The sequence below is a fragment of the Thermostilla marina genome (genome assembly GCF_054657455.1).
Genome location: NZ_BAAHYR010000001.1, coordinates 4,759,489 through 4,783,429, shown reverse-complemented (window position 1 = coordinate 4,783,429; position 23,941 = coordinate 4,759,489). Strand labels below are relative to the sequence as shown.

Annotated in this window: 19 protein-coding genes; 10 read left to right on the top strand and 9 right to left on the bottom strand. The window is 62.2% G+C overall.

Annotated elements, in window-relative coordinates; genetic code table 11:
- Positions 1-94 precede the first annotated feature (94 nt).
- From ACYQ2I_RS17295 to ACYQ2I_RS17260, 8 genes are all read right to left on the bottom strand, one after another.
- Positions 95-1,687 (bottom strand): type II secretion system minor pseudopilin, encoded by a 1,593-nt coding sequence (locus ACYQ2I_RS17295; protein ID WP_460168284.1) that lies wholly within the window; start codon positions 1,685-1,687, stop codon positions 95-97.
- Complete coding sequence (locus ACYQ2I_RS17290; RefSeq protein WP_460168283.1) at positions 1,684-2,883, bottom strand: prepilin-type N-terminal cleavage/methylation domain-containing protein; 1,200 nt, start codon at positions 2,881-2,883, stop codon at positions 1,684-1,686. Before ACYQ2I_RS17290 ends, ACYQ2I_RS17295 begins: the two co-directional genes overlap by 4 nt.
- A complete protein-coding gene (locus tag ACYQ2I_RS17285) occupies positions 2,880-3,398 on the bottom strand; it encodes a prepilin-type N-terminal cleavage/methylation domain-containing protein (RefSeq protein ID WP_460168282.1) in 519 nt (172 codons plus the stop codon). Before ACYQ2I_RS17285 ends, ACYQ2I_RS17290 begins: the two co-directional genes overlap by 4 nt.
- Positions 3,398-4,153 (bottom strand): pilus assembly FimT family protein, encoded by a 756-nt coding sequence (locus ACYQ2I_RS17280; protein ID WP_460168281.1) that lies wholly within the window; start codon positions 4,151-4,153, stop codon positions 3,398-3,400. Before ACYQ2I_RS17280 ends, ACYQ2I_RS17285 begins: the two co-directional genes overlap by 1 nt.
- A 56-nt stretch (positions 4,154-4,209) precedes the next feature.
- Complete coding sequence (gspG, locus tag ACYQ2I_RS17275) at positions 4,210-4,647, bottom strand: type II secretion system major pseudopilin GspG (RefSeq protein WP_460168280.1); 438 nt, start codon at positions 4,645-4,647, stop codon at positions 4,210-4,212.
- An 82-nt stretch (positions 4,648-4,729) separates the two neighbouring features.
- On the bottom strand, positions 4,730-5,932 hold the full coding sequence (locus tag ACYQ2I_RS17270) for a type II secretion system F family protein (RefSeq protein WP_460168279.1): 1,203 nt from the start codon (positions 5,930-5,932) through the stop codon (positions 4,730-4,732).
- Between the two features lie 44 nt (positions 5,933-5,976).
- Positions 5,977-7,671 (bottom strand): GspE/PulE family protein, encoded by a 1,695-nt coding sequence (locus ACYQ2I_RS17265; RefSeq protein WP_460168425.1) that lies wholly within the window; start codon positions 7,669-7,671, stop codon positions 5,977-5,979.
- Positions 7,672-8,285: 614 nt separating this feature from the next.
- Complete coding sequence (locus ACYQ2I_RS17260; protein ID WP_460168278.1) at positions 8,286-9,131, bottom strand: Spy/CpxP family protein refolding chaperone; 846 nt, start codon at positions 9,129-9,131, stop codon at positions 8,286-8,288.
- A 276-nt stretch (positions 9,132-9,407) separates the two neighbouring features.
- On the opposite strand from ACYQ2I_RS17260, the gene ACYQ2I_RS17255 reads away from it, so the two are divergent.
- From ACYQ2I_RS17255 to ACYQ2I_RS17215, 9 genes are all read left to right on the top strand, one after another.
- Complete coding sequence (locus ACYQ2I_RS17255; RefSeq protein WP_460168277.1) at positions 9,408-10,493, top strand: EF-hand domain-containing protein; 1,086 nt, start codon at positions 9,408-9,410, stop codon at positions 10,491-10,493.
- Positions 10,494-11,129: 636 nt separating this feature from the next.
- The gene (locus ACYQ2I_RS17250) at positions 11,130-11,894 is read left to right on the top strand and encodes an ABC transporter ATP-binding protein (RefSeq protein ID WP_460168276.1); all 765 of its coding nucleotides are present in this window, start codon (positions 11,130-11,132) and stop codon (positions 11,892-11,894) included.
- Positions 11,895-11,921: 27 nt separating this feature from the next.
- The gene (locus ACYQ2I_RS17245; protein ID WP_460168275.1) at positions 11,922-14,171 is read left to right on the top strand and encodes an ABC transporter permease subunit/CPBP intramembrane protease; all 2,250 of its coding nucleotides are present in this window, start codon (positions 11,922-11,924) and stop codon (positions 14,169-14,171) included.
- A gap of 31 nt (positions 14,172-14,202) precedes the next feature.
- A complete protein-coding gene (locus tag ACYQ2I_RS17240; RefSeq protein ID WP_460168274.1) occupies positions 14,203-15,546 on the top strand; it encodes an amidohydrolase family protein in 1,344 nt (447 codons plus the stop codon).
- Between the two features lie 74 nt (positions 15,547-15,620).
- Positions 15,621-16,580: a tRNA (adenosine(37)-N6)-dimethylallyltransferase MiaA gene (gene miaA, locus ACYQ2I_RS17235; protein ID WP_460168273.1), complete on the top strand. Its 960-nt coding sequence runs from the start codon at positions 15,621-15,623 to the stop codon at positions 16,578-16,580.
- A 240-nt stretch (positions 16,581-16,820) separates the two neighbouring features.
- A complete protein-coding gene (locus tag ACYQ2I_RS17230) occupies positions 16,821-17,672 on the top strand; it encodes a hypothetical protein (protein WP_460168272.1) in 852 nt (283 codons plus the stop codon).
- 222 nt (positions 17,673-17,894) lie between these two features.
- Positions 17,895-19,004 (top strand): M28 family peptidase, encoded by a 1,110-nt coding sequence (locus ACYQ2I_RS17225; RefSeq protein ID WP_460168271.1) that lies wholly within the window; start codon positions 17,895-17,897, stop codon positions 19,002-19,004.
- Between the two features lie 201 nt (positions 19,005-19,205).
- Complete coding sequence (locus ACYQ2I_RS17220) at positions 19,206-19,511, top strand: hypothetical protein (RefSeq protein WP_460168270.1); 306 nt, start codon at positions 19,206-19,208, stop codon at positions 19,509-19,511.
- A 109-nt stretch (positions 19,512-19,620) separates the two neighbouring features.
- Complete coding sequence (locus tag ACYQ2I_RS17215; protein ID WP_460168269.1) at positions 19,621-20,280, top strand: thermonuclease family protein; 660 nt, start codon at positions 19,621-19,623, stop codon at positions 20,278-20,280.
- Between the two features lie 48 nt (positions 20,281-20,328).
- Here the strand turns inward: ACYQ2I_RS17215 and ACYQ2I_RS17210 are convergent, their stop codons facing one another.
- Positions 20,329-20,760: a hypothetical protein gene (locus ACYQ2I_RS17210; RefSeq protein ID WP_460168268.1), complete on the bottom strand. Its 432-nt coding sequence runs from the start codon at positions 20,758-20,760 to the stop codon at positions 20,329-20,331.
- Between the two features lie 321 nt (positions 20,761-21,081).
- Here ACYQ2I_RS17210 and ACYQ2I_RS17205 point away from each other — a divergent pair, with 321 nt between their 5' ends.
- Positions 21,082-23,919 (top strand): COG1361 family protein, encoded by a 2,838-nt coding sequence (locus tag ACYQ2I_RS17205; protein WP_460168267.1) that lies wholly within the window; start codon positions 21,082-21,084, stop codon positions 23,917-23,919.
- Positions 23,920-23,941 lie beyond the last annotated feature (22 nt).

Genomic DNA, 23,941 nt, shown 5'->3' with positions numbered 1-23,941 from the left:
GCAGAAATTCTCTATTTTGCCGCACAAACCGAAAAAGTGCGTGCCGAACCCTTCGGAGCCCCTAAAAGGGTGAACTAAAGCCCCCATTAAAGAGCTAGTAGCCCAGTTGTAGGGTTTCTACCGAGAACCCTCGGCCGAGGTGGCTCAAATCGCGCCAGAACAGGATGCGGGCCGGGCGAACCGTGGCGTCGAGGATCGCTTCCACCCGCACGGCCGGCCCCCGTTCTTCGAAGTAACCCACCACTTGTGCCTTGTAAACGCTTCCGCCGCAGGTCACAAACGGCATCAGTTGTTTCATCTCGTCGAGGCTCACAAGACCTTCGGTGTACAACCATGTTTCGTGCTGATAGTTCGGATCGTCGGTCGATTCGGGATCGAGCGGTCGCATGCTCAAGATGCCGTCGACCACATCGGGCGGCATGTTCGGAATGCCGTACAAGAGGATGTCCGGCGCTTCGTTGATGTTGATCCGCCCGGCCAGCACCTGCGCCGAGTTCGCCGTCATGTTCTCCATCACCGTGGGCAGATACAGGGAAGCGGCCAACGGATCGTCGGGGAAGACCGGTTCGAAGGCCACCGGATCGTCCTCTCCTTCGACGTTCATACGCACGCTCACCCCGATCAAATCGAGCACCGAAGTCAACTGGAACTTCGCCGGTTTCGAGAGATCGGGATAGACATCCTCGGACATCGGACGCAATTCGTCGTTGCCCGTGTACGGACCGTTCTGGCGATACCCGATGATGAATGCCGCCCACACCGGACCGAATTCGGTGTAGAGCTGATCGTACAGCGTCTCCAGGTCGTCGCTATTGAGATCGATCTTGGCCGAACCGTCGGGCCGCACGTTCAGTTCCATGCCGTACAGGGTCAAGTACGCGGCCCAGCCCCGCATCATCGACGGATCGCTCGGGTCGACCAGCGTCGCCGTTACGTCGAGCGAATCGAAGGAGTCGGGGTAGGTTTCACCATCATCGATGATGCCGTTGCGGTTCGTGTCGGCACCGAATAACAACGCGGGCGTGACGCCGCGCACCAGGAGCAACTCTTCGATCGTTTCCAACGGACCGTTCTTCGGTGCGTACGGCGGGTCGAGCGTGCCGTAGTATTCGATCTCGGCGCCGAACTCGCGCGGTTCGTCGTCGGCATCGAGCCAGTCGAGGATGGCGTCGGCCACGTCTTCGGTCATGCCGGGCAAGGCCATCAGCACGGTCCGGCCGCCGTTCTCGGCGTACTTGTCGGCCAACAGCACGCTATTGATGTTCAGCTTTGCCGACTCGTTCTCCAGACCGAAACGGATGCTTTGCGCGTAACTGTCGGTCGTGTCGGGGGCGACGACCGAGAAGTAGCCCCGGTCCTGCGGCGAAAGCGAATCCTGTACAAGCACGCCGGAAAACCAATCCGGGTTGTCGTACCAACCGCCCATCTCTTCCAAGCTGGTCGGATCGAGCGACACGAGATAACGCGCGGCCTCGACGCCCGAATCGGCCAGCGCCGTCGCAGTCATCAGGCGCCCCGACATGTCGACGCCTTCCCGTTCGGCGAGCATCAGCTCCGAAAAGCTCAAGCCGCCCAATGCCAGCAACGAGACGGTGACGAGAACGATCAACAATACCATCGCCCGGCGACGCATCCAGCGCCGCAGTCGCGACCGGACGGAATGTCGGCGATGCACGGTTCGCGTCATCGTCCACCTCCTCCGGGACCGCCGGAAGAATCGGGCGCAGGCAACGGAGTCGGTTGCGGAATCTGCCGATCGAAACCGGGCGCATTGCCTCCGGAACCACCGTCGCCGGAAGGCACATCGGGGACGGGCTGCGATCCGCCCGAGCCGCCGGATTCCGGAGTTTCACCGCCCGATTCGCTTCCTGCCGAGCCGCCGGATTCCGTTTCGGAAGCAGGCAACGCCGTCACGTTCAACTCGCCGACCGGATGTGCCGCAGGCAGATACACCACGCGCCGATAGGCGTGGATTGTTCCTTCCTCTTCGTCGATCGGTAGCAGGACCGAGGGCGCCACGTCTCGCGAACGCAGGTACAACACGACCTCGACCGCGGTGGGCAGCGAACCGTTGAGATCGGAATCCCACGAGCTTTGCCACGTCGAACCGTCGAAATACGAGAATTGAATATCGACGACTTCCGGCGCGACCGGTTCGAGTTCTTCGTCGACCAGGTCGAGCAAACCGCTTTCACTTGCGTATTGGGTGACCGCCCGATCCAGCTCACGACGCACCAGGCCGCCCGACTCTTCGAAGTCGCTGATGCCCGGCCGATTCGAATAGGTGTAACTGCTCGCCGAGTCGGCATCGACCACGAAATAGGCCACCGACTTCACGTCGCTCACCCGATCGACGGTCAACCCGTCGGCCGAATAGATTACGTCGGTCGTCATTTGGTCGGGACGCGGAAGCCGACTCACGTCGACCTGCAACCAACTGCTGTCGCCGAACAAGCCCGGCACGGGATGCGGCAAGGTGAGCGCCGTCAAATCGTCGGTCGTGCTTTCGTCTTCGGTGCTGCTGCCGGTGGAAGTACCGAACAGAATGTCGGAGTCGAAGCCGCCCTCCTCGCCTACTTCCCCCAAGTCTCCGGCACTGGTGGTCGTCACCATGCCCGGCACGAGTTGCTCGAAGTCGATCGGATCATACGGCACCGCCCCGCGAATATCGCGGGCGATACGTTCCAACAGTGCCCGCGCCAGTTGTTGTTCTTCGATCTGCGATCGCACGTGGGCCACGGCGCGAAAATGAAAGTCGATCGCCGATCCCAGCGCGGCCACCAAGATGGCGACCAGGCTCAGGGCCAAGATCACCTCGATCAAGGTGAAGCCGCGAGCGGCGAACAGGTGCGTTCGGCGAGGGGCGATCGGCGACTGCGTCATAGCGCACCCTCCGTTCCCTCGGTCGATTCGTCGGTGCCTTCGTCGTCCAGCCCCAATTCGTCGGTCGCTTCGGCGTAGGGATCGTACCCGATCTCGGGAAATTCGGTTTCGGGGTCGATCATCCATTCGGTCATCGAAAAGCTCACCGGTTGCGAATCTTGCGGACGATCGCGAGTGACCGTCACCGTCACGCTCAACAGGCCGTAATCGTCGATCGACGTCACGTCGACCGAGTACAACCACGCCGTGTCGTCCATGGCGAAGGTCTCTTCGTTGAGCGTTTCGTCCAAGGGACTGTCCGACACGCTTTCCAGCGGTAATTCACCGGTACGAAGTTGGGCCAAGATGCTGGCACAAGCGAGCTGCGCGGTGCACTGTTCGCGTGCGATGCGGGCGTTGCGCATCGCCAGGTAGTTCAACTGGACGAGAATCGCCAGCGACAACAACAAGATCGCCAGGGCGAGAACGACCTCGACGAGCGTGAATCCGCGGCGTGTTCGAAGGCGACGTCGCATCAGTAGCCTCCTTGCTGCGATTCACCTTCGATGCGGAACATGTCGGAGACGACCGCCGTGCCCGTCAGCCCGCGAAGCGACAATTCGATCGCCTGCCCGTACCGGTTTTTCAAGACCACCCGCGCGGCGGTGGCGGTGCCGTCGGGATAAAACAGGATGGGTTGCGCCTCGGTCCCCAAAGGCGGCTCACCCGGCTCGGGTTCCTCCCAACTGAGCCCGAGAGCCGAATCGGTGACGGCGGTGTTCACCAGCGAGGTATCGTCGGTCGTGTAGGCATCGCTTTGCGCCGTCCAATCGACCTCGACCTCGGCGAAGACGACGTCTTCGGGCAGATGCTGGACCGTGCGGAAGATCGGCGGCAATCCGCCCTCGGTATTCACGGTTTGCCCCGACCAGGCCGCCGCGTCGATGGTCGTCGAACTCTCGTCGGCGGGCACGTACTCGATGATGAACTGATCGCTTTCCAACAGGCACCGGAAGCGGAACGGCGTTCCGGCGGCCATCGCCCGGTTTCGTGCGCGACTCCATGCCGCGCGGACCTGTTCGGCCCCGATCGCCAAGCGTCGCGAGGCGACCGGCCGCGTCATCGCACTGAGCGTAAGGGCGACCACGATGAGGATGATCGTCGCGACCAACAAGACTTCGACCAGCGTGAAGCCCCGGCGACGAGTGCGCAGGCACAACCGCGGGCCGTCGCGCCGAACCGGCGGCGACCGTCGGTCGGAGCGAATTGCCCGCGATCCACCGGCGATCATTGTTCACCGCAACACGTCAAGCCGCCGTGACGGTATCCTGCGCCCGGCGACGTCGGTTACTGCCAACTGGTGATGTCGTCCTCGGTTCCGTCGAGGCCGTCGGCTCCCAATGACCAAATATCGGGCTTCTCGGGATCGTATTGCCCGGGATACTGATACTGGTAGGGATGTCCCCACGGATCCAGCGGCACAGCTTGCGCGTCGAGATACGGCCCTTGCCAGGCGTCGGGATTCGTCGCGTCGGCCGGCGGAGCGATCAACGCTTCGAGTCCTTGGCTGGTGCTGGGGAACTCGTTCATGTCTTGGTAATACAGTTGGAGCGGCTGTTCGAATGCCTTGATTTGCGTTCGCGCCGCGTTGTTGTACGCGCGCCGCTGCATGGGAACGTAGGCCGTCACCGCCAGCGAAGCGATGATCAGCAGGATCACCAGTACGAGCAACACTTCGACGAGGGTGAACCCGCCGCGTCGCGTGTTTCGTCGTTTCTTTTGCATGCAAGGAACCTCTTTTCCAAACAATCAGTGATTACGATGCGGATTCGACGTCGACGGTCGATCTCGGCTCGAAGCCGCGGCGTCAGATCGACATACCCATCTTGAACACCGGCAGCAGCAAGGCCAAGACGACGACCAACACGGCGCCGGCCAGCAGGATCAACAGGATCGGTTCGAGCAACCGGACGACGATGTCCAACCGGCGCCACGTTCGACGTTCCAACGAGTCGGCGATTTCCAACAATACGGTTTCCAGGGTGTTGGCTTCTTCGGCGACCGAGATCATCTCGACGACCATTTGGGGAAAACATCCGCCCGAGGCCAACGGTCCGGCCAGCGACTGCCCCGCCGAAACATTCTCGGTCGCTTTGCGGACCGATTCACCCAACACTTTGTTTCCTGTGGAATCGGCGGCGATATCCAACGCCCGCAAGATCGGTACACCGTTGCGCAGCAACGTTCCCAACACACGGCAAAAGCGGGCGACGGCAAAATTCAGCACGACCGATCCGACCATCGGCACCATGATGATGTAGCGATCCCAGATCATGCGGCCGGTGTCGGTCCGAAACCACTGGCGCAAAGCCCACACGCCGAAAATGGCCGCCGGGAACACCCAAAGCCCCCAGCTTTGCAGCCAGGTGCTCACACCCAGCAGCCATTCGGTCAAGGCGGGCATTTCGTTGCGCTGTCGCAAGTTCTCGAACAAGGTTTCGAACTTCGGCACCAAGAATACCAATAGGCCGATGATCACCAACGTGCCCATTCCCATCAGCAGCACGGGATAGGCCATCGCACCGACGACGCGCTTTTTCAAGTCGTCGCTGGCCTCGGTGAATTCGGCCACGCGCATCAAGGCCTCTTCGAGAAACCCGCCTTCGTGCCCGGCACGGATCATGCTGACGGACATCTCGTCGAAGACGTTCGGAAAGCGGAGCATGGCGTCGGCCAGTCCCGCTCCGTCTTCTACGCGGCGGTGGATTTCCGAGAGAATGTCCTTCAAGCCTTGGTGCGACGTCTGCGAGCGGATGATGTTGATTGCCCGCAACAACGGAACACCGCTTTTCAGCAGATCGGCCAACTGGCCGTAGACGACGGCCATGGTTTGGGCGGGAATCCGCCGAACGCGTTTGCGGACCTCGGTGATTTCTTCACCACTGACCGAGACCGGGTACAAATCGCGCGCGCTGATCGCCGCGACGGCCTCGCGTTTCGTCGCCGCCGAAACGGTGCCGTCGACCTTCTTCCCTTGGCTGTCGAGTGCCGTATATTGGAATTCAGGCATGAGCGTGTCGACTCAACATTCCGCCGTCGCGGACGGTTTGCAGATCACCATTCCTCGGCCCGGGTAACGCGTTCGATCTCTTCGATCGAGGTCTTCCCGTCGAGGACCTTCTTCCAGGCGTCTTGCCGCAACGTGCGCATTCCTTCTTCGATCGCCGCCTGGCGAATCGACCAACTGCTTGCCCGCTCGCGGGCCAATTCGCGAATGCGTTCGGTCGTGAGCAATAGTTCAAAAATACCCAATCGCCCCTTGTATCCCACGTTGCGACAGGCCCGACAACCGACCGCGCGGTAGAAGGTCACGCCTTTGTCGAGGGCGTCTTTCGGGAAGTCGGGCGGACGCTCGTCTTCGGCGGGAACGTACGGCTCTTTGCACTCCGGACACAGCGTGCGTACCAACCGCTGGGCCATCACGGCCTCGACCGTGCTCGAGACCAAGAACGGCTCGACCCCCATATCCGTCAAGCGGGTGTAGGCCCCGGCGGCGTCGTTCGTGTGCAAGGTACTGAACACCAAGTGCCCCGTCAGCGAGGCCTGAATGGCGTTTTCGGCCGTCTCCAAGTCACGGATTTCACCCACCAGGATGATGTCGGGGTCGTGACGCAGGATGCTTCGCAACGAGTTGGCGAACGTCAACCCGATCTTCGGATGGACTTGGATCTGGCAAATACCTTCCAGCTGGTATTCGACCGGATCTTCGGTCGTGATGATCTTCGTGGCCTCGCTGCGAATCTCCAACAGCGAACTGTACAAGGTCGTCGATTTACCCGAACCGGTCGGGCCGGTGACCAGGATGATCCCGTGCGGCAACCGGATGAGCTTGCGGAACTGGGCGTAGTTGTCGGCTTCCATCCCCAGCTTGGCGAGGCTAAACTCCATGGCGCTCTTGTCGAGCAAACGAAGAACGATGCCCTCGCCGTGCACCATGGGAATGACCGACACACGAACATCGACCTCGCGTCCTTTCACCCGCAACTGAATGCGGCCGTCTTGCGGCAAGCGTCGCTCGGCGATGTTCAACCGGGCCATGATCTTCAAGCGGCTGATGATCGCCGCCCGAAAACGATTGATCTCGGGCGGAACCGGTTGCTTGTGCAACACGCCGTCGATGCGGTAACGGATGGAAAGCCCCGACGGCTGCGACTCGATATGGACGTCGCTGGCCCGCAGCTCGACGGCCTCCCACAAGATTTCGTTGACCAGCCGGACCACCGACGGCTCTTGCGCCAATTGCGACAGCTCGGAGCCGTCGCCTTCCATCTCGCCCAGGATTTCGACGTCTTCGTCTTCCGACTGGGCGATCAACTGATCGATCGTGTCGCTGCCGACGCCGAAGTGCCGCTTGATAAGCTTGTCGATCTCGCTGCGTGCGGCAAGGACCGGCTGGACCGTCTTCCCGAGCGTCGTCGAAAGCTCGTCCAAGGGGTACAGGTTGAACGGGTCGCTCGTGGCGACGACGACCGCCCCGTTCTCCTCCCGCAGCGGAAAGAGGTTTTCGCGATAGATGAACTTGACGGGAAACTTCGCAATCAGCTTTTCGTCGACTTTCACATCGACCAGGTCGACGAATTCGATTCCCAATTCTTCTCCGAGCGCGCGCAGGGCCTGTTCTTCGGAGACCAGTCCCATTTCGACCGCCGCCTGGTCCAGACGCTTGTCTTCCGACTTGGCGCGCTGCGCCTGTTTGAGTTGTTCTTCGCTCAGCAGGCCTTTGCGTAACAGGATTTCACCGGCTTCCATGACACTCACTGACTTTACTGATTCGTGCGACGCGGCGGAACGGAGCCGTTGTCGGCCGCGGCCGCCACCATCCCGCGCATTTCGATATCATATTCGATCGTTCGATCCCGCCCTTGGGCACGGGATCCGATTTTGGTCCATCCGGAGGGAAGGCAAGCCGATTCCCGCGCTTCCGAGGAGAGCGTTCGCTCGCACTGTGGAATGCCTACGTCGCCCGGCGCCGTTCGAAGCGCCAAGCCCGCTTCACGAACGTGTTCGCCGAAAAGCGACCTCAATTCTCAACGTAAAGCGTGCCCGGCCGATAATCCAGCAAAAAACTCGCGCAACGCAGGTCCGCGGCGCGGTTCGAAACCTCCCTAAATTTCCAACCCCGTATCCGGGAGCAACGGACCGCAAGAAACCGAATATCTCGACGAACGCATCCCGCACAGGACGCATTGCCACGTTATTGATACACCTCGACCGTCGCCGGGGTCGTTAGAAAACCACCTGCCCCCTTCCATAAAGGGGAAGGGAGACACCCGATCCGGGCATCTCCCTTGCGTTCCGCGCTATCGCCTATCCAACAGTTCGGGGGGACGCTGGATGGCTTGTTTCACGATCGGCTTAGACGATCAATTGCCCCCGCGCGGACCGCCGCCCCGGGGACCGCCTTGACCGCCGCGTCCTTGGAACCGACCCTGGCCGGGCCCCTGGCCTTGGCCGCGACCCCGGAACAGGGCACTCCGATCCAATTCGAAGGGCTCGCCCTTGAGTTCCTCGAACTTCTTCTTTTGTTCCGAGGTCAACACGGCGAGAACGTCCTTTTCGATCTGCTCGCGCAGCTTGGTGAATCGTTCACGCATGGCTTCCGGATCGGGCCGTTGCCCATCGCCGCCGCGCATGCCCTGGAAGGCTTCCCGCATCTTCTCGCGGGCTTGCTCTTGCACCTTCTGGATTTTTTCCTTCTGGGCGTCGGTGATGTTGAGCTTCTTGGCCACTTCCGGATCATTGAGGGCCTGGATGCCCATCAATTGGATCCGAATCTGCTCGAGGCGTTCGAGCTGGTGCGGAAGCAGGATCTTTTCGACTTCGGCCTGAAGCTTCTTTTGCTGCTCCTGCATCTTCTTTTGGATTTCCTCTCGCCGCTGTTGCATCTCTTCGCGGCTGAGGTTGCGGAAGTCGCCGAAGACTTCCCGCATGGCTTCGCGGGCTTTTTCACCCAGCTTTTCGAGATCGGCCTTTTGATCGTCCAACAGCTCGATCTCTTTCTGGACTTGCTCGATCCGGAGGAGCCCCAAGATTCCCATACCGCCCCCGCCGGGCCCGCCTGGGCCGGCAAACATGCCGGGCCCGCGTTGTCCGCCCGGGCCGCCACCGGGACCACCGCGACCACCCGGTTGCGCCATCGCCGATCCGGCGATCATTCCGACCACGGCAAGCGCCAACAGCGCTGCACCAACTTTGAACCACCTGACCATGTCCTGACCTCCTCACATTTGACCAAACGGGTCGGACCTTCCGACCGGAAACGCCGTCACCACGCGCGAACAGCCCGCGTGACAACGCTTCTAAACCCGATACGTCGAACGAGGTTCCGCCAATATGGTCGTTTTCTTCCCGATTGTGCGTCACCAGCTCGGCCGGATTGGGGTTACTATAGGTAGGACGGACGTCTGGGTTCGGCGTGCGCGCGAAGCCGGCCGTTCGGCTCGATCGTCGAGACTCGGCGGCTCCCCCGAAGCGGAGGTGTCCCCATGCAGCTTGTATCCATCCTGTTCCGTCGACAGACGAAATACTTGTGGGCGGCTCTAATCCCCCTTTTGGCGGCAAGCCTGGCTATCGGCCAGCCCCCTGGTTTTCGGGGGGGCGGCGGCTACGACCGCGGGCGTGGCGGGGACGATCGCGGTCGGTCCGAGGACCCCGAAGAGCGGGCACGGCGTTTTGCCGAGTTCATGAGCCGACTTGACCAGAACCATGATGGAACGCTCTCCCGCGAAGAAATTGAAGGAAATCGCATGGGCCAATTCCTTGCCGGCCGCCTGAAGGAGCGCACCGGCATGGACCCTTCAAGAGGGATCCGCATCAAGGATGCCCAAAGCAAACTCGTCGAGTACTACAAGCGCGAGGCCGAAGGCGGCGACCGGTCGTCGGGCGGTTCGCGATCTTCTTCCGGGACGGCGACACCCTCGGTCCCGGGTTTCGGTGTCGAGCGAACGCTTCCCGAGGTCCCCGGTTTCGGGACCGATGCCAAACCCGGCTACACCGTCGGCGGCCCCTTGCTCCCGCCCAGACCGACGAGCACCGGAAGCAGTTCGAGCTCCGGTTCGGCCGGTTCCGGCGGGGGCGATGCCAAACCAGAATCGACTCCCGAGTTGGATGAACGCGTAAAACGCTACGCGCAAGGGCTGCTCAATCGCTACGACAAGAACAAGAACGGCAAGCTCGAAAAAGACGAATGGTCCGAAATGCGCGGCGACCCGGCCGCTGCCGACCGCGACAAAGACGGCGTCATCACGCTCGACGAGCTGACGCTTCGGTTGATGAACTACAGCCGCGGTTCATCGTCCAATTCGAGTTCTTCCGGCTCGTCGTCCTCGTCGGGTTCGTCGACGAGCAACTCGGAACGTCGCCATTACCGGTACACGCCGCCCACCGAACGGTTGCCCTCCGGTTTGCCCGACTGGTTCCGCAGCCGTGACGAGAACGGCGACGGGCAGATCATGATGAACGAGTACACCGGCTTTTGGGACGAGGAGACCGCCCGCGAATTCGCCCGCTACGACCTGAACAACGACGGGGTCATCACCCCTCAAGAATGCCTCAAGGTCGAAGGCGAATGATGTCCGCGTCCCTCCGAATATGACGCAGCCGGGCGTGCCGCTTTAAGCTCACCGACATATGGTGCGGCCGGTCGCGATGACAAGCCGACTGCCGGTGATTGCCGCTCGCGTTGCAGGCATTCGCCGGTCGGACTCGGCAATCTATCCCCTCTTGGGCCGGCCTTCGGCCTCCGGCTCTCTCGAAGAAGATGTTGCGTTTCGCTTGCCCTCCCTATCGGAGGAAGCCCTCATCGGTACCGGCAGGTGAAGTCATTCGCCGAGCCGTTCGGTTGTGCAGGCGAAAGGGATTTCGCCGAATGCACGTCCTTTTCCTTACCGTGTAGGCGGCGACGAACGGTCGATTCCGGTCGGGTATCCGGCTCGTCGAGAGCTAGACTTGCCGAAGGGGCACGCGGTCTCGAACCGCGGGATCGGTCCGGGGTAACTGCCGCCACCCATTGCAATCGCTACAATCGCCCCTGCCGCAACGGCATGACCGGGGAACACGTCCGGGAAAAGCAAGGGCTTGTGCGCCCGTCGGGCACAGCGGGTACAATCGACGTTATGTTGCGGTGCCTCGACTCGCCCGCACGCTCGACCGATCGGTTCGGCGAGGGCGGGCCCGCGTTCTCCGGCAACCGATGCGATCGCGCTGCGATGATCGAAGTCCATCACCTCACAAAACATTACACCGACTACCGGCGGGGAACGTTCAAGGCCGTCGACGGGCTGACCTTCCGCGCCGAACCGGGCGAAGTCTTCGGGTTGTTGGGACCGAACGGGGCGGGGAAGACGACGACCATCCGCATCCTGAGCACCCTGCTGCGGCCCACCGGCGGCTGGGCACGCATCAACGGTTACGACGTCGTCGCGCAGCCCGACCAGGTGCGCCGCAACATCGGCTTCATGTCGACCAATACGGCCGTGTACGACCGGATGACCGCCTGGGAGATGGTCGAATACTTCGGGCTGCTATACGGCATTCCCAAGGACGAATTGCATCGGCGGATGGAACACCTGTTCGACCGGCTGAAGATGAACGACATCCGGGACCGCATGGGCGGAAAGATGTCGACCGGCATGAAGCAAAAGGTCTCGGTCGCCCGCGCCCTCGTGCACGATCCGCCGGTCGTCATCTTCGACGAGCCCACCGTCGGCCTCGACGTGCTCGTCGCGCGGTCGCTGCTGAATACCGTGGCCGAGTTGCGCGACCAGGGGAAGTGCATCCTTTTTTGCACGCACATCATGCGCGAGGCGGAACGGCTGTGCAATCGCATTGCGATCGTCTACCGCGGGCGATTGCTGGCTTCGGGCACCTTGGAAGAACTTCGGGACACGTACCGACAAAACGATTTGGAAGATTTGTTTTTCGACCTAATTTCGCAACACGAGGCGGAACTCGGCGAAACGGTGGAATCCTGATCGCCTCAAGCGGCGACGCTTGGGCGGATGAGCGAGTCGACGATCCACATGACCTGGCGGAACGTGAAATTGGTGTTCGGTCGCGAGATCCGCGACCAGCTACGGGACCGGCGCACGGTATTCATGGTGGCCGTGTTGCCGGTGCTGCTCTATCCGCTTTTGGGGATCAGCTTCTTCCAGATTTCGCAGTTCATGCAAGACAAACCCAGTCGTGTACTGGTAGTCGGTGCGCGGGAACTGGGGGATCCGCCGCTATTTGAAAACAATCGCTTTGCCGCCGACTTGTTTCCCAAGCCCGAGCAGGCGAGGGATATTGAAATCGTCTTCGCCCGTTCCGAAGGGCGCGAGCTGTCGCGCGAAGAAGTTCGGCGAGCTGTCTTGGGCGGCCAATACGACGCGGCGCTCTATTTTCCGCCGGGATTCGCCGATCGTCTCGAAGCCTTCCGCGAGGCCATTCGACGAGGTGAAATCGACGGAACCGACACGGCAGACGCCGTGGAAATCGACGACACACTCGATGCCGACGGCGAATCGAGCGGCGTGCCGGTCGGCGACGACACACTCGAGATTCCCAGCCCCGAGGTGATCCACTCGACGGCCACCGAGCGATCGCAACTGGCCGTCCAGCGATTACAACCGGTGATCCGCGAATGGCTCGACCGCGTCGGCGAGCGGAACCTGGCGGCCAAGAACTTGTCGCCCAAGGCCGTGCGGCCGTTCCAGGTACGGCAGGAAGACGTCGCCGAACACACGGGACTGCGCGGCGCGGTGGTGTGGTCGAAGATTCTGCCCGTGCTGCTGGTCGTATGGACGCTCACCGGGGCGTTCTATCCGGCGGTCGACTTGTGTGCCGGTGAAAAGGAACGCGGCACTCTCGAAACATTGCTTTCCAGTCCGGCGCGGCGATCCGAAATCGTCTTGGGAAAGCTCGGCGCGGTGATGGTCTTCAGCATGGTCACTGCTGCGCTCAATTTGGTGAGCATGGGCATCACCGGGGTATTTGCCTTTTCGCAGGTGGGCAATTTCGGGCGTCCGCCGTTGTTGGCCGTCGTTTGGCTGGCGTTGGCGCTTCCTCCGGCGGCAGCCGTGTTCAGCGCGTTGGCGTTGGCGATCGCCGCCTTCGCCCGCAGCACAAAGGAAGGCCAATACTACCTGATGCCGCTGCTGTTCATCACGTTGCCCTTGGTCGGGTTGCCGGTTGCACAGCGGCTGGAGCTGAACCTGGGCAACAGCCTCATCCCCGTCACGGGATTGGTCCTCTTGCTCAAAAATCTGATCGAGGGCAACTACGCCGAGACGCTTCCCTACGTGTTGCCGGTTTCGGCGGTCACGTTGGCGGGTGTGTATTTTTCGGTCCGCTGGGCAGTCGAGCAGTTCAACTCCGAAAATGCCCTGTTCCGCGGCGGGGAGCGTTTGGAACTGGGACCGTGGCTTCGGTACGCCTTCGCCCGTCGTGAGGCGACACCGACCTTGGCCGCAGCGGTTACCTGCGGCTTGGTCATCATCTTCTTGCGGTTCTTCGCAACCAACGCACTGGGCAGTTGGGCGGCGAAACTCGATTTCCTGCAACTCGCGTTGGTCACGCAAATCGGCCTCCTCTTGCCCCCGGTGTTGCTGATGACGTTCGCGATGACGTCCAGCCCGAAACAAACGTTGTTGTTGCGTCTGCCGCGCTGGTGGGCGGTTCCGGCGGCGATCGGCCTGGCCTTGCTGATGCATCCGGCCGTGCTGACGTTGCAACAATGGGTCATGCGGCTATACCCGATGAATTCGAAGCTGCAAGCCGCCCTACAGGCGTACATGCAGGTCGACATCCCATTGTGGCAAATGCTTTTGGTCGTGGCCGTCACGCCCGCATTGGTCGAAGAACTGGCCTACCGCGGGTTCGTCCTTTCTGGCGCTCGGCGAATGCGTTCGCAATGGCACGCGGTGTTGCTGGCGTCTTTCTTCTTTGCCGCCGGTCACAGTATTTTGCAACAGGCGATCATCGCCTTTTTCGTCGGGCTGGTCATCGGCTGGTTGGCCGTCAAGACCGACAGCATCTTGCCGTGCATGGCGTTCCACTTTACGCACAACGCATTGGGCGTACTGTGGTCGCGGGCATCGGCCGATTGGTTCCTCCACAACCGTTGGGTGGAACACTTCGTCCTGTTTCGCGAGGGCGAAATCCTCGTCCGCTGGCCCGTCGTGATGACCAGCTTCTCGTTGGCGATCTTGATCTTGTATGCGTTCCGCAACGCGGCCAAGTCGCGACGCCGAGCGCTGCGCGCCGCGTAACCGGCTCTCGGCAAGCGGCAAGGAGGTGTCTGTGCCTTCCGGCAAGCGAACCGTTCATGTCTTTTCGGCCGCTCGACTGGCGGGCATCGACGCGATACCGAGCCTTCGAGGGGCGCGCGTGTACACCGAAGCCGGTCGCGTCGTCGGTATCACCGGAATAGTTGCGGGCACCGGCGGCGAACCGTTTGCGATCGGCAATATTCCCTCGGATGACGCCCTCATTCACCTCGAGCGGCACGCCTTGGGCGAAGTCGTCCTCACTCCGGCGTTCGTCGATGCGCACGTCCACCTCGAACTGTCGCAATGGAACGAGCCGCTTCCCGGCGGCGAATCGTTCACCGAGTGGGTGCGCCGCGTGATCGCTTTTCGGCAAAGTGAGGCGTACGATCGCCGCGCGGCCGTTGCCGAGGGAACGGCAGAATGTCTCGCGGCGGGGACGCTCGCCGTCGAAGACATCGCCCAGCCGGGCACCACCGGCGCCGATTACCGCATCGCACGGCAACAGGGGTGTTGCCGCACCGGCGAATCCGACGGCGAAGATATTCCGATCGACATCACGGCCTATTTCGAGATCATTGATCCGGGGGGCGACCGCGAAGAACAATGGTTGCCCGCAGCGGAAGCCTTCATCGACGATTGCCGGCGGCACGGTATTCGGCCGGGATTGTCGCCGCATGCGCCTTACACGGTGCCTTTTCCCGTGCTGCAAAAGGTGATCGACCTGGCGTGTCGCAAGTGCGTGCCGGTAGCGATGCATGTCGCCGAAACCGCTGCCGAAGCCGAGTTACTCGCCCATCGCACGGGACCGTTTCGGCGATTGCTGGAAGAGCGCGGTCTGTGGAACGAATCGCTGCGACCTCGCGAAATCACGATGGGTGATTACCTGCGCGAACTCGCCCGCGCTCCTGCCGCGCGAATCATTCACGGCCGGTACCTGCGCGACGCCGAGTTACGGTTCGTCGCCGAACATGCCGACCGAATGGCGTTGGTCGTGTGTCCGCTCACGCACGAGCAATTCGGCCGCGAGGCGTATCCGGTCGCGTTTGCGAAGCTGCCGAACGTCGCCGTGGGCAGCGACAGCCGCGCATCGTCACCGGTGTTGCGGGTTTCCACCTCGTTGGAACGCCTCCGGGCATGGGGATGGGCCCGGGGAATGCGCTTGTGGGAAATCGGCACGGGGCGGACCCTTTCACACGGGCCGCTTTTTCCGGCCGTCGGGGCGCAGGCCGATTTCCTCGTGTGGCGCGTCGAAGGCGACGGCGATAGGGTCTCGGACCGGGCCGACACGTGGTATGATGCAATTCTCGATGGGGGTGAATTGCAGGCGATCTACCGACGGGGACGGCGACTCGTTCCTTTCGGCGATCCCGCCTGACGGGTCACCTCGACACCCCCGGTCGAAGGCAACACCGGTGTTCCGCACTCGAAACGCGATTCGACTTCAACGAGATGGCTTCGCGCATTCCCTTGGACCGCTGTTGGATCCTCTCGGGCGCCACCGCCTCGGGCAAGACCGAGCTGGGACTGTTGCTGGCCGAACGGCTCGACGGCGAGATTCTTTCGCTCGATTCGATGAGCGTCTATCGCCTGATGGATATCGGAACGGCAAAGCCCGACGCGCAGCAGCGCGACCGCGTGCCGCATCACCTGATCGACTTGGTGTGGCCCGACGAAGCCTACAGCCTCGCCCGCTATCTCGACGACGCCGCGGCCGCCGTCGCCGACGTGCTTGCGCGGGGCAAGACGCCCATCTTCGTGGGCGGAACGCCGTTGTATTTGAAGGCGTTGTTGCGAGGCATCTTCGAAGGCCCTCCGGCCGATCCGGCGTTGCGTGAAGAATTGCGCAGGCAGGCGGAATCGCAACTGCCCGGCCGGCTTCACGCCGAGTTGGCGAAGGTCGACCCCGAATCGGCGGCGCGCCTGCATCCGAACGACACGAAGCGAATCATCCGTGCGTTGGAAGTGTATCGCTTGACGGGCCGCCCCATCAGCGCGCTGCAACGGGAGTTCGACCGGCCCGTTCCGACTCGGGAATGTCGCGTATTCGTGTTGGACTGGAATCGCGACGAGCTGGCCGAACGGATCGCCCGTCGCGTCGATCGCATGTTTGCCGAAGGGCTCGTCGACGAGGTCGCCCGCATTCAAGCGGGGGCGCATCCGCTGGGCCCCACGGCCTCGCAAGCGATCGGATACCGCGAAGTTCTCGATCACCTGGCGGGAAGGTTCGATCTCGACCGCTGCCGCGAATGGACGATCCGCCACACCCGCCAGTTCGCCAAGCGCCAACGCACGTGGTTTCGCAGCCTGTCGGAATGCCGGTTCGTGCCCGTCTCGGCCGACACCGATTGGGAAGCATTGGCGCAAGAAATTGCTTCCGGCGGCGAACGGTTCTTGGCAGAAAGTGAATAACCTCGCGTTCCCGGCAAGAGGGGAGAGCCGTACCGCCTCACGGCCGGTCGCGTTTTTTGGGTTTCCTTCCCCCTGTGGTGTGCTACAAATGGGTAGAGGACTTGTTACGCTGGGCGCATTGCCGCGATTGTATCGATTCGGCGGAATGTGCCGTAAATAGCACCACGATCGGCGGCAAGCTGCCCGGTGGTTGCCGTCCGGCACGCACCGAGCGCCGCCCGATTCCCAGGAGAAACGGCCGTGACGAAATTCCTGCAAGCGATCAATGCCTTCCTCGGCCTGGTGTTGACGGTCGTCGTTTTGGGCGCCGTGGCCGCAGGCGGCTGGTGGGTCTATTCGAACTACTACGCCGAGAAGCAGGCTTCCGACGATCTGCGGAAGGAACTCAACGAACGCAAGCAAGAACTGGCCGATCTCCGGCGCGAATTGAGCAGCAAGCTCGTCGCCATTGAAGAGCTGAACCGCACCGTCGCCGATCTGCAACAAGATCTCCGGGAGAAAGAAAAGGAAATCAAGCGTCTGGCAACCGCGGTCAAGTTGTTGAAGGTCGATCGCCGGGTGGCGTTTGTGGATGTTCTCGATCAGGATCGCGACGATCAGGGTAATATCGTCCGCACCGAGTTCCGGTTCGTCGAGGTCGACGACAGCGGCAAGCCCCTGGCCGAATCGCGCACATTCACCGTCGAGGGCGACAAGGTGTTTCTGGATGCGCTGGTAATCAAATTCGACGACCATTTCGTCGAAGAAGGCGACCCGTTGCGGGCGACCAGTTTGTGCCTGTTCCAGCGCGTGTACGGCGAAAAGCAGGCCCCGGCCGAAGGATTTCGCCTCGACCCCGAGGGCGATCGCCCCGCAGCCTACGCGACAGGCAACCCGATGTCGCCGTTCGAGCGCGAATTGTGGTCGAAGTTCTGGGAATACGCAGCCGACGTCGAAAAGTCTCGCGATGCGGGCATTCGTGCCGCACACGGGCAAGTCGTCTACCTGAAAGTCCGTGAAGGGGTGCGTTACAAAGTGACGCTGCGGGCCTCCGACGGATTGACGATGGTGCCCGAGGGCGCCGTTCCCGAAGTCGAAGAAGGCACACTCTGACGACCGCCTTTTTCGCCCGAAAAAACGCCGACGATGCGTCTCGGTGCGCGCCGGGTGCATCAACTGTTCCGCGGGACCGCCTCTCATTCGCCCCGATTCGCGTTGTCCGTTTCCTGCGCATGGGGGTAAGATGATGAAAAGCGATGCGGGCTCGGCGTGTGCTTGTAAAGAAAAGAACCCCCGTCGCGGTTTTCGCCGCGACGATCCAGCGGAGACGATCGCATGACGGCCGCCCACCGGAAAACCTCCTCGAAAACGAAACGTCGGCCCGAGCGCCGCCGTGCTGCACGCCAACCGAAAGACGCGCCCGCACCCCAAAACGCATCGGCCGACGTGCCGCCGCGATTCGGACGTTGGGTCTACGGGACGATCGGTGTGTTGCTGGTCGCCGGAGCGGCCGTCGGAACGTGGTGGTACGCCGGCGGCAATTCTTCGGCCGGGCAGTACGTCTCCGACCTGACGCTCGATCAGATTCCCTTCGACGGCAGGCGGGCCTTCGGCTACCTCGAAGCGCTCTGTGCGATCGGTCCTCGGCCCAGCGATTCGCCCGGCATGGCCAGGCAACAGGAATACCTGATCAAACACTTCGAGGCGTTGGGGGCAAAAGTCGAACGCCAAGAGTTCTACGTACCGCATCCGCGGGAACGCCGCCGCGTCAAGATGACGAATCTCATCGTCCGCTGGCATCCCGAAAGCAACGAGCGTCTGTTGCTGGCCGCGCACTACGATACGCTGCCGTTTCCGATGCTCGATCCGAAGAATCCGCGGGGAACGTTCGTCGGCGCGAACGACAACGCAGGCGGCGTCGCCATCTTGATGGAACTGGGCAATCGCATTCCCGATATGAAACTCGATTACGGTGTCGATTTCGTCTTCTTCGACGGAGAAGAGTTCATCTTCAGCCCCTACGACAAGTACTTTTGGGGCTCGGAATACTTCTCGCGGAAGTATCGGGAAGGGCGCCGCAACTACCGTTATCGCGCGGCCGTGTTGCTCGACATGGTTTCCGACAAAGACCTGCAACTGTACTACGAGCGGAACAGCGTCTGGTGGCGAGATTCACGCTGGATCTCGGAAGACATTTGGGCGACGGCGGCGCGATTGCAGGTTCGCGAATTCATTCCTCGCAAAAAGCACGAAGTGCGCGACGATCATTTGGCGCTGCACAACATCGGCGGCATCCCCGCCTGTGACGTGATCGACTTCGATTACCCGCCGTGGCACACACAGGCCGATGTCCCGGCGAATTGTTCCGCCTTGAGCATGGCGAAGGTCGGGTGGGTTCTCGAAGAATGGATGAAGGCCTTGCGCTTTCCGCCGCAGGCGCGCTGATCGTTCGTCGTTTCCGGATCAGCGAGTTTTCCGGTTGTCAAGAGTTGCACGAAAGAATGCCTGCGCGACGACTTGCTTTTCGGTCGCGTTTCTCTTGCGATGCTTCGCTCGCTCCCGTTACGATGGATTTGTTGGGTGTGTCCTCATTCGTATTTTCGATCTGCGTGACGTCGGTAACGGCGTCACCGGGAGAGCGGGCCGATGATTCGTTACTCGTGCGACCTTTGTAGGCGGGAAATCGATCCCGATCTCGAATGCCGATACGTCGTCAAGATCGAGGTCTCCGCCGCCTTCGATCCGACGGTCGACGATGAGGACGATGATCGCGACCACCTGGAAGAAATACAGGAACTGCTCTGCCGCCTGGAGGCCGACGAGCGGGACGGCATCTTCGAACCGGCCGTCCAAAACTTCCGTTTCGATCTTTGCCCCGAGTGCCGCAAGCGTTTTCTCCGCAACCCGCTAGGACGAGATTCGAGCAAGATCTTGGACTTCAGTCAAAACTGAACGCGATCCGCAGCGGCGGGAAGAAGGGATTCGCACCATACGCCGAACACGATGCCGTTCCCGGCTGTGGGCCGGTTTCCGTCATCGTATGCCGTGAGGAAGGAACCCGATGCGCATCCGGATGTCTCGTCGCAAGATCCCCCTCGATACCCCGAAGGGGATGACGCTGCTGGTCGTAATTCTCGTCGCCGTCACCCTCTGGATGCGATGGCAGCGTATTTCTCGAATCGAAACCCGCAGTGACCCCGACTACGCCGTCGTCGAGCGAGTGGTCGACGGTGACACGCTTCTGCTGGCCGACGGGACGCGCGTGCGGTTGATCGGTATCGACACCCCCGAGACGGTGGCGCCGAACCGGCCCGTCGAACCCTTCGGCCCCGAAGCAACCCGATTCGTCAAAGAGCAACTAGCCGCGTCGCAGATGATCGTGCGGCTGGAATACGACGGCCCACGCACCGACAAATTCGGCCGCACGTTGGCCCACGTGTGGATCGCCGAAGACGACGGCGAGCGATTGCTTTCGGAACTGATCGTGCGGGCAGGTTTGGCGACCGTCGAAGACCGGTACACGTTTTCGGAAGCCGTCAAAGAACGCCTTCGCCGCGCCGAGGCCGAAGCCCGCGCCGCCAAGCGCGGCATTTGGTCGCTTCCCGATCAGTCGCGTGCGAACGTTCCCCTGCCGCAATGGGTGTGTACCGCGACGCCCCTCTTGCCGATGAGCGTGACGGTCGGCCCCCGCGTGACGCGCAAACAAGAACGCGCCGCGTAGCACACGGCGCGCGGGTATCCGTCCGATTCTTGCCTTCTTATGTTGCGTTTACGGATTGAACGCCGGGGCGGGCGGTGCATCTGCCGGATATCCCCCGTCTCCACTGGGAGGCGCCGGAATGCCCAAGCTTCCTCCCGCCGTTTCCGCCGTTTCGACCGCCGCTTTTCCGAACACGCCGAAAACACGTTCCAGTCGCACTTCGCCTTCTTCGTCATCGGAAGCCGCATCATCCGCAGCGCTTTCCGTGGCGGCTGCCGGAAAACTCATGCCGGTTTCGTCGGCGTTCGAGGTGCTGTCTTGAACATCGGCCGGGGCCGCCGTTTCATCGGTACTTGCAGCACCGGAAGCATCATGCGGTGTGGCCGTCGATTCTTCGGCCGCATCGGTTGTTCCACCCGCCGGTTCGGCCGGCCTTTGACACCCCAGTGTGAATAGTCCCAGGCACAAAAGCACACCGAGTGAAAGACAGAACGTACGCATCGTCGGATTCCTTGCAAAGTGAAAAAGCTGCTATCCGGTCTTCCGCCCACGCGGACCGCTCTTATCATAGCAAATCCCCAAGGGCGAAGGAAATCGGCCGAGCGAACGCACCAACCGCTGCGGGGCGTTCTTTGAAGCCCGCCGGATCTTGCCGAGACCGACGAAACCTCGTTTTCTTCCCAAAACCCCCAAATTGGCCTTTGTGGATCGACGTCGGTTCGCTATCATGCCTGCGATGCCGAGACGCTTGGCGGATCCCTCTGCGCCTCGGTTTTCCCCGGTGAACGGATTGACGACTTTTCCTATGGCGGGGGCCCATCCATGGACGGACGGGAATACACCGGCCGTTTTAACCGACTAGTTGCGATTGCGGCGACGCTTGGCGTCTGCGCGACGACGCTGGTCGGATGCCTGGGCTACCGCATCGACCCCACCGGCGAACGACTGTTCATCCCGGCCAATACGCCCGTCGAACCCGGCTCACCGGCGAACGCAGTGATCGACCCCGGTCCGTATCGCGCGGTCCCTTCGCGCGGCTCGCTATGTTCCGATCTGGTCGTCACGCCGGCCGAAACGGCGATGCCGGTCGGCAGTGAAGTCGTTTTGATCGCCAGCGTCGTCGGTAAAGACGACTACATGGTCACGAACCAGCGGGTCGAGTGGACGATCCCGCCGGAAAGTGTCGGCGAGTTCGTCGATTTTGCCAAAGCCGGTTTGACCGATTATCTGGTGGGCGACTTTACGCGTCCGCGTAAGATCACCGACCGGTTCGTCGTCACCAGTTCCGTCCGCAAGTATCTCCAACTCACGCGCGGCACCGTTTCGCCCGACGACGACGTCTATATTCGTCCCGGTCAAGCGTGGGTGACGGTCACTTCACACGTCGAAGGAACGAGCGTCGTCAGCGCGTACGCTCCCTGCGTTCAAGACTGGCAGCGCCGCGTGCAAACGGCCGTCATTCATTGGGTCGATGCCGAATGGATGTTCCCTTCGCCGGTCATTCTGCCGGCCGGAGGACGCGGAACGCTGACGACCAAGGTCACCCATCGCAGCGACGGCAGCCCCTGTTCGGGCTGGAAGGTGCGGTACGAAATCACCGGCGGCGCTGCGGCGGCGTTCGGGCCTTCGGGCGGCCAGGTCGCCGAAGTGCCCGTCGACTCGATGGGCCAGGCGACCGTGGATGTCTACCAGACGCAAGCCCTCGGAGGCACGACGCAGGTTCGCATTCAAATCATCCGTCCCGGCGACGCCCCCGGGGCGGGCGGAAAACAATTGAATATCGGTTGCGGTTCGACGATGGTCACCTGGTCGGCGCCGCAATTGAGCGTTCGCGTCACGGGACCGGGCGTCGTCGGACGCGGCGGCAGCGGCACGTACACGATCGAGGTATCGAATCCCGGCGATCTGCCCGCCCAAAACGTCGTGCTCACCCATCCGGTCATGCAGGGGGCGATGTTCCAGGCGTCGAGTCCTCCGGCCGTCAATTCCGGCACCCAATTGCAATGGCAGGTCGGAACCCTTTCAGCGCACGAAACGCGAAACTTCCAGGTGACCTACTCGTTCCCCAATACCGGCGCGCTGTCGTGCTGCGCCCAGGCCACCGCCGACGGCGGACTCTCGGCGCAAAACTGCACCAACACGACCGTCGGCACGTCGCAACTCGAACTGGTCGTTCGCGGCCCCGACCAGGCAACCGTCGGTCAAGAGGTCACCTACATCGTCGAACTGATCAATCGCGGACAGGTTGCCGCGCCGAACATCGTCGTTCGCGATACGTTCGATCGCGGCTTGCAGCATCCGGCGGCGGTCGGCGGCATCGAACGCGCCTTACCCGGCGGCGTGAATCCGGGCGAGACAAAACGCATCAGCATCACGTTCCGCGTGGTCGAAGCGGGAAGCTGGTGCCACACGGTCACGATCTTTTCCGACGGACAAGCCGCGGCAAGCCGCCAGATGTGCCTGACGGCCTCGGCGGCGCCGCAACCTGCCCAACCGACACCGAGTGCGACCGGCGCCGCACCGCCGACGCCGCAGCCCGGTGCAACCAGCAACCCCGGCACGAGCCCGCTGGAAGGCGGAATCGGAATTTCACCCGGAACGTCGCCCCCGCCGGGTTCTTCTACCCCAAGCGTTCCGACGACACCGCCGCTCGGCGGGTCGGGAACGGGTGCTGTCGGCGAGGGAGGACCGTCGACGCCCGGCGAAACGTCGACCGGAGCGTCTGCCGGCACTTTGCCGCCGTTGCCGGGAACGAACGCCGGAGCGATGCCGCCGGAAACCGGCTCCGGCACTTCCGCCGTGCAGCCGCCGGGACCGGCGCCTGTCGATGTCACCTTCACCGGCAGCCCGAACGTGCGCTTGGGCGAGTCGGCCCGCTACCAGGTCGAAATCATCAATCGCGGCACGACCTCGCTGGAGGGCGTGCGCGTGCTGATCGACTACGATGAAACCCTCGAACCGACGCACGGCAGCAGCGGTTACACGTTCGTCGGCAATGCCTTGCAATGGGTGGTCGATCTCGAACCGAACAAAGGCGTGCGTCTTACGCTCAACTGCAAGGCGACGCAGGTCAAAGAGCAGGCCTGTGTGAACGTCAAAATCTCGATTCCCGACGGGCGAGAACTCGAACGAACGGCCTGCACCCGCGTCGAACCGATCGGCTTTCCCGGCACGCTTCCACCCGGCACCGAAACTCCTTTGCCGGAGGGCAACACCGGTGTTCCGGCCTCGCCGACCGGGGCGAGCGACTCACCGACCATGCCGCCTGCGGCACCGGGCGGATCGGCCGATCCGCTCCTGCTGTCGGTGGTCGATCGGTACAACCCGATTGCCGTCGGTCGCACGAAACAAGTCGTCTTCAAGGTGATCAACCAAGGCTCGACCGCGGCGAACGATGTCGTCTTGAAGGTCGAAAGTTCGCCCTCGCTCCGTCTCGATCGGGTTCAAAGCCGCGGACCGACCGCCTTGGACGGCCGCAGTTCGGCTCAGTCGATCATCTTTCAACCGATGTCGACCCTCGGCCCCGGCGAACAGGTCGAGTACAATGTCGTCATGTCGGCCGAATCGCCGGGTGAGGCGGTCGTCTCGGCCGAGGTCCAAGCCGCCGGACTGTCTCCGGTCGTCCGACAGGTCACGACGACCGTCGTCGGGGCCCCCTGAGCGAATCGCCGCCGAGCACCGA

Bases quoted from the DNA above. Each gene is read 5' to 3' on its own strand.
- ACYQ2I_RS17295 (WP_460168284.1), bottom strand. From the start codon at position 1,687: ATGACGCGAACCGTGCATCGCCGACATTCCGTCCGGTCGCGACTGCGG.
- ACYQ2I_RS17290 (WP_460168283.1), bottom strand. From the start codon at position 2,883: ATGACGCAGTCGCCGATCGCCCCTCGCCGAACGCACCTGTTCGCCGCT.
- ACYQ2I_RS17285 (WP_460168282.1), bottom strand. From the start codon at position 3,398: ATGCGACGTCGCCTTCGAACACGCCGCGGATTCACGCTCGTCGAGGTC.
- ACYQ2I_RS17280 (WP_460168281.1), bottom strand. From the start codon at position 4,153: ATGATCGCCGGTGGATCGCGGGCAATTCGCTCCGACCGACGGTCGCCG.
- gspG (WP_460168280.1), bottom strand. From the start codon at position 4,647: ATGCAAAAGAAACGACGAAACACGCGACGCGGCGGGTTCACCCTCGTC.
- ACYQ2I_RS17270 (WP_460168279.1), bottom strand. From the start codon at position 5,932: ATGCCTGAATTCCAATATACGGCACTCGACAGCCAAGGGAAGAAGGTC.
- ACYQ2I_RS17265 (WP_460168425.1), bottom strand. From the start codon at position 7,671: ATGGAAGCCGGTGAAATCCTGTTACGCAAAGGCCTGCTGAGCGAAGAA.
- ACYQ2I_RS17260 (WP_460168278.1), bottom strand. From the start codon at position 9,131: ATGGTCAGGTGGTTCAAAGTTGGTGCAGCGCTGTTGGCGCTTGCCGTG.
- ACYQ2I_RS17255 (WP_460168277.1), top strand. From the start codon at position 9,408: ATGCAGCTTGTATCCATCCTGTTCCGTCGACAGACGAAATACTTGTGG.
- ACYQ2I_RS17250 (WP_460168276.1), top strand. From the start codon at position 11,130: ATGATCGAAGTCCATCACCTCACAAAACATTACACCGACTACCGGCGG.
- ACYQ2I_RS17245 (WP_460168275.1), top strand. From the start codon at position 11,922: ATGAGCGAGTCGACGATCCACATGACCTGGCGGAACGTGAAATTGGTG.
- miaA (WP_460168273.1), top strand. From the start codon at position 15,621: ATGGCTTCGCGCATTCCCTTGGACCGCTGTTGGATCCTCTCGGGCGCC.
- ACYQ2I_RS17225 (WP_460168271.1), top strand. From the start codon at position 17,895: ATGACGGCCGCCCACCGGAAAACCTCCTCGAAAACGAAACGTCGGCCC.
- ACYQ2I_RS17220 (WP_460168270.1), top strand. From the start codon at position 19,206: ATGATTCGTTACTCGTGCGACCTTTGTAGGCGGGAAATCGATCCCGAT.
- ACYQ2I_RS17215 (WP_460168269.1), top strand. From the start codon at position 19,621: ATGCGCATCCGGATGTCTCGTCGCAAGATCCCCCTCGATACCCCGAAG.
- ACYQ2I_RS17210 (WP_460168268.1), bottom strand. From the start codon at position 20,760: ATGCGTACGTTCTGTCTTTCACTCGGTGTGCTTTTGTGCCTGGGACTA.
- ACYQ2I_RS17205 (WP_460168267.1), top strand. From the start codon at position 21,082: ATGGACGGACGGGAATACACCGGCCGTTTTAACCGACTAGTTGCGATT.